This window comes from Streptococcus caprae, assembly GCF_042649745.1.
GTDB lineage: Bacteria > Bacillota > Bacilli > Lactobacillales > Streptococcaceae > Streptococcus > Streptococcus caprae.
This window is the reverse complement of the sequence record NZ_JBHRZV010000053.1, coordinates 20,424-32,293: the sequence shown is the minus strand read 5'-3', so window position 1 is coordinate 32,293 and position 11,870 is coordinate 20,424. Positions and strand designations below refer to the sequence as shown.

General features: G+C 42.1%; 11 protein-coding genes and 2 pseudogenes. 11 read left to right on the top strand and 2 right to left on the bottom strand.

Translation table 11 applies throughout. The features are described 5' to 3' along the window. Positions 1-111 precede the first annotated feature (111 nt). Together ACFORF_RS10635 and ACFORF_RS10630 are read right to left on the bottom strand one after the other, a co-directional pair. Positions 112-1,048 (bottom strand): annotated as a pseudogene (locus ACFORF_RS10635) (IS30 family transposase). Positions 1,049-1,526: 478 nt separating this feature from the next. Further along, a complete protein-coding gene (locus ACFORF_RS10630; RefSeq protein ID WP_380428032.1) occupies positions 1,527-2,081 on the bottom strand; it encodes a TetR/AcrR family transcriptional regulator in 555 nt (184 codons plus the stop codon). A gap of 114 nt (positions 2,082-2,195) precedes the next feature. On the opposite strand from ACFORF_RS10630, the gene ACFORF_RS10625 reads away from it, so the two are divergent. From ACFORF_RS10625 to ACFORF_RS10575, 11 genes and pseudogenes are all read left to right on the top strand, one after another. Beyond that, positions 2,196-3,176: an NAD(P)H-dependent flavin oxidoreductase gene (locus ACFORF_RS10625; RefSeq protein ID WP_380428030.1), complete on the top strand. Its 981-nt coding sequence runs from the start codon at positions 2,196-2,198 to the stop codon at positions 3,174-3,176. Further along, positions 3,173-4,501: an NtaA/DmoA family FMN-dependent monooxygenase gene (locus tag ACFORF_RS10620; protein WP_380428028.1), complete on the top strand. Its 1,329-nt coding sequence runs from the start codon at positions 3,173-3,175 to the stop codon at positions 4,499-4,501. Before ACFORF_RS10625 ends, ACFORF_RS10620 begins: the two co-directional genes overlap by 4 nt. Before the next feature lie 3 nt (positions 4,502-4,504). Next, complete coding sequence (locus ACFORF_RS10615) at positions 4,505-5,059, top strand: NADPH-dependent F420 reductase (protein ID WP_380428026.1); 555 nt, start codon at positions 4,505-4,507, stop codon at positions 5,057-5,059. Between the two features lie 95 nt (positions 5,060-5,154). Further along, positions 5,155-6,090 carry an IS30 family transposase gene (locus ACFORF_RS10610; protein ID WP_380428024.1) on the top strand — a complete coding sequence of 312 codons (936 nt, stop codon included), beginning with the start codon at positions 5,155-5,157 and terminating at the stop codon, positions 6,088-6,090. Between the two features lie 136 nt (positions 6,091-6,226). Beyond that, positions 6,227-6,916: a YjjG family noncanonical pyrimidine nucleotidase gene (locus tag ACFORF_RS10605; protein ID WP_380428226.1), complete on the top strand. Its 690-nt coding sequence runs from the start codon at positions 6,227-6,229 to the stop codon at positions 6,914-6,916. 144 nt (positions 6,917-7,060) lie between these two features. Continuing rightward, positions 7,061-8,842, top strand: a pseudogene (gene uvrC / locus ACFORF_RS10600) (excinuclease ABC subunit UvrC). A gap of 766 nt (positions 8,843-9,608) precedes the next feature. Next, the gene (locus ACFORF_RS10595) at positions 9,609-9,887 is read left to right on the top strand and encodes a BMC domain-containing protein (protein ID WP_354366159.1); all 279 of its coding nucleotides are present in this window, start codon (positions 9,609-9,611) and stop codon (positions 9,885-9,887) included. Between the two features lie 25 nt (positions 9,888-9,912). Further along, the gene (locus tag ACFORF_RS10590; protein WP_354366158.1) at positions 9,913-10,920 is read left to right on the top strand and encodes a DMT family transporter; all 1,008 of its coding nucleotides are present in this window, start codon (positions 9,913-9,915) and stop codon (positions 10,918-10,920) included. A gap of 4 nt (positions 10,921-10,924) precedes the next feature. After that, entirely contained in the window at positions 10,925-11,209 is a 285-nt protein-coding gene (locus tag ACFORF_RS10585) for a hypothetical protein (RefSeq protein ID WP_354366157.1), read from the top strand. A 14-nt stretch (positions 11,210-11,223) separates the two neighbouring features. After that, complete coding sequence (locus ACFORF_RS10580; protein ID WP_354366156.1) at positions 11,224-11,520, top strand: BMC domain-containing protein; 297 nt, start codon at positions 11,224-11,226, stop codon at positions 11,518-11,520. 18 nt (positions 11,521-11,538) lie between these two features. Further along, complete coding sequence (locus ACFORF_RS10575) at positions 11,539-11,862, top strand: BMC domain-containing protein (protein ID WP_354366155.1); 324 nt, start codon at positions 11,539-11,541, stop codon at positions 11,860-11,862. The last annotated feature ends 8 nt before the right edge of the window (positions 11,863-11,870 follow it).

Below are 11,870 nucleotides of genomic sequence, written 5' to 3'. Positions count from 1 at the left end.
ATTATAAAAATCCCATCAGTGATATGCTAGTGGGATTTTTATAGTAATCAGATGTTACTACTGAGAACTATTTTTATTAGTTTTGATAAATTGCAAGAAAAAGTGCAACATTTATTTAAACTCGTTCAAGAGAGCTTCAACAGCTGTTCTGTAAGCTAAACATTTTCGTGGTCGGTGATTGATGTCAGATAGAGCCTTGTCCAAATCCTTATCAGAAATAACAGCTAAATCTGTTTTCTTGGGAAAATATTCTCTCAGTAATCCATTGGCGTTTTCATTGCTTCCTCTTTGCCAAGAAGAATAAGCATCCGCGAAGTAAAAGGGAATGCCTAATTTCTCCACTAAGGGATAGCAGGCAAATTCCTTTCCCCTATCCGAAGTGAAGGACTTAAAGGCTTCTTTTGGCAATAAGGTTAGGAGTTGCTCAATCGCTGAAAAACATGGATTTGGCTGTTCTGTCTGGCATTTTAAAAGCCAAGTAAAAGCGTGTTTTACGCTCGACAAAAGTCGCCAAACATCCCTTGCTTTGACCTCTTGATGATACCACAGTATCTAACTCCCAGTGACCGAAGGTCTCACGACTCTTGACTTCTTTAGGGCGTTTTGAAATTGGTGCGCCAATCGTAAATTTTCCCCGTGTTTCTCTTGGTTGTCGGCTTTTTCCTTTTCGGCGTAGGACGCTTAAATCTAATTGTATCAAACCAGCATAAAGCCAGTTGTAGATGGTCTTAAAAGCGACCATTGGCTGGTGTTCAAGCCGATAGCGACCACAGATTTGTTCAGGAGACCAGGAGGCGTTCAAACCTTTCTTAATTTCCTCTTTCAACTCGGGAGTTAGACAAGACTTTCTGCCTTTTTGTTTAGCCATTTGGTCATACTGTTTCTGTGCCAAATCTGCAGAGTAGGAGGTCTGGCAACGCCGGAGTTCTCTTGAAATAGTAGACTTGTGAACACCTAGTTTATTAGCAATCTGGCAAGGTTTTAACCCTAATTCCAAGTAAGTCTCTATCTTTATTCTCTCAGTTATGGTAAGATGTAAGTAGCTCATAGATTTCCTCGTGCTCTGTTAGTGTCGTTACTTACAGTTTACACGAAAGAAACTCTGTGAGTTTTTTTGTTGCACTTTTTCTTGCAATTTATCTTTTTCAAAAATTATTTAGGTTTTTGGAGGAGAAGTAACCATGTTTTGAATCTTTGGCTGACAAGTCTGTAGGTTTTTGGTTTAACTTGTAATTAGATTTTGAGGTATTATAGCTATAATAATTTATCTAGCAAGAGTCTAAAATGCCAGCAGGCAACAGCTGAGCATGTACGAATGCTTACAGGAGTTGAGTGATGAAGTGGAGTAGAGTGTAAGACTCAGTCAAGATGTTTGAGGTAGTATATGAGAGGTTAAATTTAAAAGTACCAATATATTAGTTATCTTTCTCACAAGTCCCATAGCAGATAGATGTAGATCTTTCTATGAAAGATGATGAAATCTTACCTGGAGAAGATTATGAGTATAGTGTTTAAGTTCAATTAAATCAACTATTTCTTAAATACTGTAAAGTAGTAAACAGTTGTTCCTGAGCTTCAAGTAGTGTCAAATCAGTTTCTAATAACCAATAGCTAATAAATGACGCAACCGCACCTGAAAAGATGTGAATAAAAGCTAGATTGACATTATTTGTAAATTGCTGATTTGTTTTGCTTGTAGCATGGATGAGCATATCACGGAAGGCTAGTGAAAAATTTGCTGGCTGACTTTTCAGTAATTGGTAAATTTTTTCCTGATGTTGATTGACAGCAATCAGGATATTATCTAGAAATTGTCGGTTTTCAGACGCCTTTATATCTGCAATATTTTCAGCTACAGGTCTACAGGCGTATTCAATAGCCAGTAATATCTCTGTTTGGATTGCTTGGTAGAGATGTTCCTTAGTTTCATAATGTTGATAGAAAGCATTTCTAGAAATATGTGCGTTTTGACAAATTTCTTTAACTGAAATTTGCCTAAGTTCTTTAGCCATCAAGAGCTGTAAAAAAGCATCTTGTATGGCTTTTTCTGTTTTTTCAAAACGTAAGTCTAGTTTGACCATGACAGTTCTTCCTTTTGTGTAATCTAAGTGACAATAAGTTTAAAAGTGTCATTTGACGATTTTAAATGACAGTTGTAATATTTGAAGTATAACAAAGCACAAAGGAGAAATCAAATGGCAAATCGTATTACAGACATTTTAGGTATTGAAAAACCAATTATTCAAGGGCCACTGGCTTGGTTGACAAATGGTAATTATGCCGGAGCAGTGAGTGCAGCAGGAGGACTAGGCGTACTGGGTATTAGTGCAGGTCAGAAAGTAGCAGCAACAACTGTAGAAGAAACTATCGAGAATATGCGTCGGGAGATTCGTATTGCCCGTCAAATAACAGACAAGCCTCTAGGTATCAATGTTGCTCCTGGCCATCCTATGACTGATATTTTCACCGGTCCTATGCTTGACCTCATGGTAGAAGAGGGTGTTCAGGTGGCTGTCATGGTTGGTGTTTTTTCTGCTGAATGGACTGCCCGATTCCATGAAAAAGGGATTAAAGTGGTCTTTCGTGCAAGCAACCCAACTATTGAAAATACAGAAGAAGCTATCCAGGGTGGTGCAGACATCATTGTGGCCACGGGTTTTGATGAAGGCGGGACTGTTCCAGAAAAGGTTATTGGTACTTTCTCTATAGTGCCAATGATTGTTGATGCAGCTAAAGGTCATGTACCTGTCATGGCAGCAGGAGGGATTGTGGATGATAGGACTGCTCGTGCAGCCTTTGCTCTAGGAGCAGAAGGTCTATATGTCGGAACAGCTTTCATGATGTCAGAAGAGTCTATTTTGGCTCAAAATATTAAGGAGCAAGCCTTGACAGCTAATGCCTCAGACTTACTTCTCTATCGGACTGTTCCTGCTTACTATCGTTCTCTTCCTGGGGAAATTCCAAATAAACTCTTGGAGATGAGTCAGGCAGGTGCCAGCGAAGAAGAAATTTATGAAGTACAACGTGGTTATAATGGTATGCGTGACGGTATGCTATTTGGCGATTTGACCAAGGGATTCGCTTCGTTTGGATTAGGTATTTCGATGATTGATAAGATTGAACCTGTGTCGGTGATTATGAACAAATTAATGCGTGGAATTGAGGATTTAGTATGACAGAACAAAAACAAATGGTAATAGGTCTCGCCATGTTTGGTGCAGCAGGGCTTAACTTTCGTTCTTGGATGGATCCAGCTGTAAAACTAGAAAAGTATCCAGATATTTCGATGGACATAAAGGCTGCTCAGATAGCCGAAAAAGGCAAATTCCAATTTATGTTCTTTGGTGATTTCCCAGGAACCAAGGCGACTGACAATGGCGATATGCAGACTATGGGACTAGATCCCCTCTTGATTGCGACCATGATTGCCAACAACACAAGCCGCATCGGAATGGGGATTACCAGAGCGACCTCATGGTCCAATCCTTATGAGCTGGCTAGACAGTTTAAAACACTTGATGCTCTGAGTGAGGGGCGTGTAGCTTGGAATGCCGTGACAGGTGCTAACGGTGTCAGTGCTAATGCCTATGGTGTTGACTTATCATCAAGCTTTGACCGCTATGGCAAGGCAGGGGAATTCGTCCAAGTGGTCGAGCATCTCTGGGCAAGCTGGGGTGAGGACGCCTTGAAGCTCAATCATTCAACCAAGGAATTTGCCGACTATGATCAGGTCAAGGCAGTCAATCTCAAGGGTCAGTATGTTAAGAGTAGCGGTAGCCTACCAATTCCCCCCTCCAAGCAAGGGCAGCCAGTTATCTTCCACTCAGGCGGTTCGCAAAACAGTATTGACTTTGCTGGCAAATACGCTGATGTTTATGTCGGTGAGGTCTGGACTATTGAGCAAGGAAAAGCCATGCGTCAAGCCCTTCGAAAAGCAGCGGTAGCCAATGGGCGCAAGCCTGATGCCATCAAGTTTATCGCTGGGGTCATGCCGCTCATTGGCGATAGTAAAAAAGACGCTATTGAGCGCCATGCCACGCTTTTGGACGACAGAACCTTCCTGCAACGGGTTGCCCACATCAGCTATGTGTTAGGAACTGATTTCACGCCTGCTGATATAGAAAAACCGATTTCAGCGGACATCCTAGATGCTATCGAAATCACACCATACAGCGACCCTCGTACAGAAAATGTTATCAAGGTGGCACGTGAGGGATGGACACTTCGTGAAGTGGTCAATCATTCGGTCATCGACTACCACCCGACGGCAGTCGGGAATGCTCAGGACATTGCGGACCACTTGAGCGATTGGTTCAATGCAGGAGCTGCTGATGGTTTCTGGGTCATGCCAGATGTCTATGAGGTAGACTTGTCCCGCTTTGTGGACGAAGTGGTACCAATTCTTCAAGAGCGGGGCGTTTTTCATAAGGATTATGAGGGAGAAACCTTGCGGGAGCATTTGGGGTTACCTTATCAGTATGGGGTGAGAGGAGAAGAGTAAGTTATGACTACTGCTATTAGTATTATTGGCAAAGGTAAGATGGGGCAAGCCTTAGCAAGGCATTTTGAACAGGCTGGAATTTCTGTCCAAATCCTTGGACGAGAACAAGAAATAGTGCAGGGTAAGTTTGTAATTTTTGCAATCCCTTATGAGGATATGGTTAGTCTCATCTATCCCAATCAAGACCATTTTACCAATAAAATTATCATAGACATTAGTAATCCTCTAGATTACCAGACAAAGGCTTCTCTTTTTCCACCACATCAGTCTGCTAGCCTAAAACTAGCAGAACTTTTTCCCAATTTAACATTTATCAAAGCCTTCAATACTACCTTTACTTCAAGTAGAGTAATTGCTACTGAATCACCTCTGGTCATGATTGCGGGCGATTCGTCGTCAGCTAAAGAGAAGCTTATCACGCTGCTCAATCAATCACATTTTAAAACTATTGATATGGGAAATTTGGATCGAAGCCGTGATTTGGAGGCCTTTGCCCGTGTGCAACTTTCTTTATTAGAAGCAGGTCATATAGATCCTTTGCAGATTTTTGCTATATAATTGATAAATTGTAAAATATAGTGCAACAAAAAAACTCATAGAGTTTCTTTCGTGTAAACTGTAAGTAACCACACCAACAGAATACGAGGAAATCTATGAGTTACTTACATCTTACCATAACTGAGAGAATAAAGATAGAGACTTACTTGGAATTAGGGTTAAAACCTTGCCAGATTGCTAATAAACTAGGTGTTCACAAGTCTACTATTTCAAGAGAACTCCGGCGTTGTCAGACCTCCTATTCTGCAGATTTGGCACAGAAACATTATGACCAAATGGCTAAACAAAAAGGCAGAAAGTCTGGTTTGACACCGGAGTTGAAAACAAAGATTGAGAAAGGTTTGAACGCCTCCTGGTCTCCTGAACAAATCTGTGGCCGCTATCGGCTTGAACACCAGCCAATGGTCGCTTTTAAGACCATCTACAACTGGCTTTATGCTGGTTTGATACAATTAGATTTAAGCGTCCTACGCCGAAAAGGAAAAAGCCGACAACCAAGAGAAACACGGGGGAAATTTACGATTGGCGCACCAATTTCAAAACGCCCTAAAGAAGTCAAGAGTCGTGAGACCTTCGGTCACTGGGAGTTAGATACTGTGGTATCATCAAGAGGTCAAAGCAAGGGATGTTTGGCGACTTTTGTCGAGCGTAAAACACGCTTTTACTTGGCTTTTAAAATGCCAGACAGAACAGCCAAATCCATGTTTTCAGCTATTGAGCAACTCCTAACCTTATTGCCAAAAGAAGCCTTTAAGTCCTTCACTTCGGATAGGGGAAAGGAATTTGCCTGCTATCCCTTAGTGGAGAAATTAGGCATTCCCTTTTACTTCGCAGATGCCTATTCTTCTTGGCAAAGAGGAAGCAATGAAAACGCCAATGGGTTACTGAGAGAGTATTTTCCCAAGAAAACAGATTTAGCTACTATTTCTGATAAAGCCTTAGGAAAAGCATTGGATGACATCAATCACCGACCACGAAAATGTTTAGCTTACAGAACAGCCGTTGAAGCTCTATTGAACGAGTTCAAATAAATGTTGCACTTTTTCTTGCAATTTATCAATTAAAATTAGACTACCTTTAATATCTCCTATATACGTTAAAAAACTGTAAATATCGGAATACGTACTCTTGTAAAAATTAGAATAGAGAATAGCTAACTTTAGTTGAATTCTCTATTCTTTTTTTCTACTATTCGCCCTAGACCACACCTTGCTTGATTTTGAAGTGGGGGAAGAAGTGGCGCTAGGTTTGCTCTTAGAGGAGATGAATTTCTCAGATCACGAGGCCTTTCGGGCCTATTATAAGCCCATGAATCAAGCCATGTGGAAGGACCTGGAGAAAAAGCTTATCACCAAGTCTGAACTGGTCAACACTCGGTTTTCCAAGGCTTTTGCCTATTTTGGGATTGAAGTTGATAGTCCGACCATGGCTGAAAAGTTCCAAGGCTACATGGGCCAGCAGGGGCATGCCTTTGCGGGGGCTGCTGAGCTTCTTAAAGACCTGACAAACCAAGGCTACCAGATTTACGGGGCAACCAACGGCATCACCAAAATCCAGCAGGGACGCATGCAAAACTCGCCCATCGGTCCTTATTTTACACAAGTTTTTATCTCCGAGCAGTTAGGCACCCAAAAGCCTGATGCGCTTTTCTATGAAAAAATAGCAGAGCAGATCGAGGATTTTCAGCACGAGGAAGCGCTTATGATTGGCGACTCCTTGACAGCTGATATACCTGGCGGCATTGCAGCTGGCTTAAAAACGGTTTGGGTTAATTTTAAAGGTCAGCAAAACCAGACCCCCTATCAGGCTGATTATGAAGTTAGAACTTACCAAGAATTGCTTCATTTGTTAAGCTAGTCTCTAGCGCTAGGTGAAAAAGTTTTGATGTAGCGCAGCTTTTCCTATCAGTCTAGCTTAGAAGCTATGTTATCTAAAAAATAAGGATTTCAAGGCAAACTATTGGCATTGGAATCCTTTTTTGGATTAGCGTATAATAGACCTATGAACCAACTGATTAAACACAAGCTAGAACTCCTGCCAGACAGCCCTGGTTGTTATCTGCACAAGGACAAGCATGGGCAGATTATCTATGTCGGCAAGGCCAAGAACCTGAAAAACCGTGTATGGTCTTATTTTCGAGGCAGTCACGACACCAAGACTGAACTTTTGGTGTCTGAGATTGCGGATTTCGAGTTCATCGTAACAGGCTCAAACACCGAGGCCTTGCTCTTAGAAATCAACCTCATTCAAGAAAACAAGCCCAAGTTCAACATCAAACTCAAGGACGACAAGTCCTATCCTTTTATCAAGATTACCAAGGAAACCTATCCCCGTCTGATGATTACCCGTCAGGTTAAACGGCACGACGGCATTTACTTTGGTCCCTACCCAGATTCTTATGCTGCCCATGAGATTAAGAAGCTCTTAGACAGGATTTTCCCATTCCGCAAGTGCACCAATCCGCCTGAAAAGGTCTGTTTCTACTACCATATCGGCCAGTGCCATGCCCACACCGTTTGTCAGGTGGACAAGGATTATTTCACTAAAATGGCTGAGGATGTCAAGCACTTCCTCAACGGCAAGGATGACAAGATTTTGGAGGAGTTGCGGATAAAAATGGCTGACGCTGCCAGTTCACTTGAGTTTGAACGGGCGGCCGAGTATAGGGACCTCTTGACCAGTATCGCCACCCTTCGGACCAAGCAACGGGTTATGAGCGCGGACATGCAGGATCGGGACATCTTTGGCTATGCAGTGGACAAGGGCTGGATGTCTGTTCAGGTCTTCTTTGTCCGCCAGGGCAAGCTGATTGAGCGCGACAGCCAGCTCTTCCCTTACTACAATGATCCTGACGAGGACTTTTTGACCTATATGGGGCAGTTTTACTAGGACAAACGCCACTTCCTGCCCAAGGAAATCTTTATTCCTCAGGGCATTGATGCTGACCTAGCGGCAGCCATTATTCCTACAAAAATCATCACGCCCCAAAAGGGGGAGAAAAAGCAACTGGTCAATCTGGCCATCAAAAATGCCAGGGTCAGCCTACAGCAGCAGTTCGATCTAGCAGAGAAGGACCTGCTCAAGACCCAAGGGGCGGTCGAGAATCTGGGATAGCTCTTGGGCATCGCCACGCTCCACCGTATCGAGGCCTTCGACAACTCCAACATCATGGGGACGGCGCCAGTTTCGGCCATGGTGGTTTTTGAAAATGGCAGAGCGAAAAAGTCGGACTACCGCAAGTACAAGATTAAGACTGTTGCTGGACCTGACGACTATGCCTCCATGCGGGAGGTCATTGAGAGACGATACAGTAGAGCTCTGCGGGAGGGGACTGTCCTGCCAGACCTTATCATCATCGACGGTGGCCAAGGCCAGGTCAATGCGGCCCAGTCTGTCCTAGACAAACTAGGTCTGAACATTCCGATCGCTGGTCTGCAAAAAAATGACCGCCACCAGACCCATGAGCTCCTCTTTGGTAATCCTCTGACGGTTGTCGATCTGCCGAGAAACTCTCAGGAATTTTTCCTCCTCCACCGTATCCAAGACGAGGTGCACCGCTTTGCCATTACCTTCCACCGCCAGGTTAGAAGCAAGACCAGCTTCTCCTCAAAACTGGACGGTATCGAGGGCCTTGGCCCTAAACGCAAACAGCTCCTCCTCAAACACTTCAAGAGCATTACGGCTATCCAGGAAGCAAGTAGCGAGGAGATACGAGAACTGGGCGTACCGGAAGTAGTAGCGGAGAGGGTGAAGGAGAGGTTGAGTAGTCAAGGGGATGGTTAATAAAATTCTGAAGAAGTCAAATTTCCCAGTGATATCCTCTCACTTTTTGGAATATAAAGCATTAGCAAGGAAGAGCTGCTATGATGATAATGGCTTTATCGTGTCGGTTATTATCTCATTTTAGTGAACATTCTTGCTGTTGTAATTGCCGTTGAATTTTTTTCTTTTGGATATCGTGAAAACATCTCTCACCAGTTCTATAATTAGTGGGGGATTCTTGTCTTTTCTTATCCCTCTCTAGGTAGAGTTGTTTGGTTTTGTACCTTGCCTTGAGGATGGTGATTATTTCATACAGACGTTTATTAAATGGTAGCTTGGGTCTTGGCTGAGTAGAGATATCTAGTCCAATCTCTTTGGTAGATGGGGATAGTTAGATCTTATTTCAAAAGTTTAGGAGATATTTTAAACCAAGCTCAAGTTGGTCCAGTAGCAGCTTATTGAACAAACAACCTATGTGAGTATGTGTTTAGGTTTTCGAAACCTTTCCCTAAGGGGAAGGTTTTTTTGAGGTCAAATCAATTTATTGTTCAGAAAATTCCGATTAAACTGTTTATTATTAGAAAAAATAAGGAAAAGACAAGAAATTTTGTAACAAAATTCACAATAAAAATTTTTTACGACAATAGTTGACTTTAACGTAGTGGAAAGGCTTACAATTTAGGTGTAAGAGGTATCAAAAAAGTAAAATATCTTAAAGGATGGATTTAACTTCTTATTATTAAACTGTTTTTAACTAAAAAATAAATATATAAAGGAGGTTTGTATCATGAGTTCTGAAGCATTAGGAATGATTGAAACAAAAGGTTTAATCGGTGCAATTGAGGCGGCCGATGCGATGGTTAAGGCAGCAAATGTTGTCTTGGTTGGAAAAGAGTTAGTCGGAGGTGGCTTAGTAACTGTTTTAGTTCGTGGTGATGTCGGCGCTGTTAAGGCTTCAACAGATGCGGGAGCTGCAGCTGCGCAAAGGGTTGGTGAGCTAATTTCAGTTCATGTTATTCCACGTCCTCATGTAGAAGTGGAGACCATTTTACCAGAAAAAGATTAATCATTGAAAAAGGAGTAGTTTTTCCATGGAGCAAAATATCACTAGCAACAGTCATACTTTGGCGCAACAGCAAATGGCTGCTGCAACTAGAAAATTTCATTCGCTTGGAATTAGAAGCGGCATTATTTCGGGCTTATTTTACGGTATTTATTCCTTCGTTATCATGATTATCAGTGGAATGGATCCAATAAAGACAGCCGTAGGTATCTTTGCGGCTCCCTTTGTAATGGGAGGTATAAATGACTTCCTCGGAGGGTGTACGTTATTGCTAAATGTTATCCGAACGGGTAAGTCCAAGGAGCTTGGAAGAAGTTTAGCCACTAAACCTGGAAAAATTATGTTGCTAGGTTTTATCTTGGGTGGACCTGTCGCTAATGGAGCGTACTTGGTTGGGTTATCATTGGCAGGAGCATTTGCAATACCTGTATCTGCGACGACTGCTGCTTTCGGGGCTTTATTTGCAGCCATTTTCTTAAAACAAAAGATTACCCCTAGGGTTGGTTTGGGAATGATTTTGTGTGTGGCAGGTGCTGTTATTTTAAATTTAGTAAAGCCAGAAGGAGCCTCAAATTTTACTATGGGAATCATCCTTGCCATCCTTGCAGCTGTTTGTTGGGGACTTGAAGGAACTATCTCAGCATTTGGTGGAGCTATGTTGGATTCGGAAGTAGCTGTTACTCTTCGACAAATTGTTTCTGGTTTGATTCAGATGGTCATTATCGTACCAATTATTGGTGCTACAGGTCTCTTTAAGGATATGCTTTCTGCTCCGTTGCCTATGTTGCTATTACTGGTGTCAGGTACTTTAGTTGCGATTTCTTATGCGACATGGTACCAATCTAATGCCATGGTTGGTACAGCCATCGGAATGTCATTGAATATTACTTATGCATTCTGGGGTGTTTTCTTTAGTATTCTGTTTTTAGGACAGGCTCTAACACCAACGATTGCGATCGGCTCTGTTATTGTCATATTGGGTGCCATTATTGTAACGACTAATCCAATGGATTTGTTTAGAAAAAGAGAGGTTTAAACATATGCGACTATTACCAGCAAGAACTGCTGTTTTGAACTATATGAGTACTGTAGAAGAGGCGGATGTGCTCCAAGTAATGGAAGAGCTGAGGCCTTTGTATGGTAGCGAGAAACAGTTTACAGCTCCTCTTTTTTTAGAGCACTTAATGTCTTTGGAATGTAACGGTTATTTAGATCAGGTTGGTTATGACTTAGATGAGAACCAACAGTTAAGAATTTTATATAAAATCAATGCTGATGGCTTGGATGCCGTCAAAAAATATATTTCAGCAGAATATAGAAGATAATCGGAGGAAATTAAATGAGATATTATGGTGGACAAGCCTTGGGCTTAGTCGAAACTGTCGGATTAGTTCCAGCCCTAGAAGCATGCGACAAGATGCTAAAGGCCAGTGATGTCAAATTAGTATCTTATGAAAATATTGGTTCAACTCTTGTGACCATCATGGTTGTAGGTGATGTCGCAGCTGTTCGAGCATCTGTTGAAGCTGGTGCGGCAGCTGCTGCAGCCATTGGAAAATTGACTGCTCATAATGTTATGCCAAGGCCTATTCCAAGTGTTGGAGATATTGTGTCAGTGCATGATATTGATAATTAGAACAAAAAGGAGACTACCGTGAAAAGATATCAAGCAATTGGGGCTATTGAAACCTTTGGATTAGTATTTGCTTTAGAAGCGGCAGATGCTATGGTCAAAGCCTCTGAAGTCGATGTTATTGGATATGAAAACGTTGCTTCTGGGTATATCTCGGTGATTGTTCAGGGAGAAACAGAAGCTTGTAAAACGGCAGTTGAAGCTGGTGTGAAAGCAGTTGAGGCTATGGGAGCTGAGGTGTATAGTCACGTTGTGATTCCTGGTCCGCACGAGGAGCTTCGCAAGATCGTTGATCGTTACTCATTATCTGGTCTATTACCCGAAAATCTTGAAGTAGAAGCTTAATCATAAGA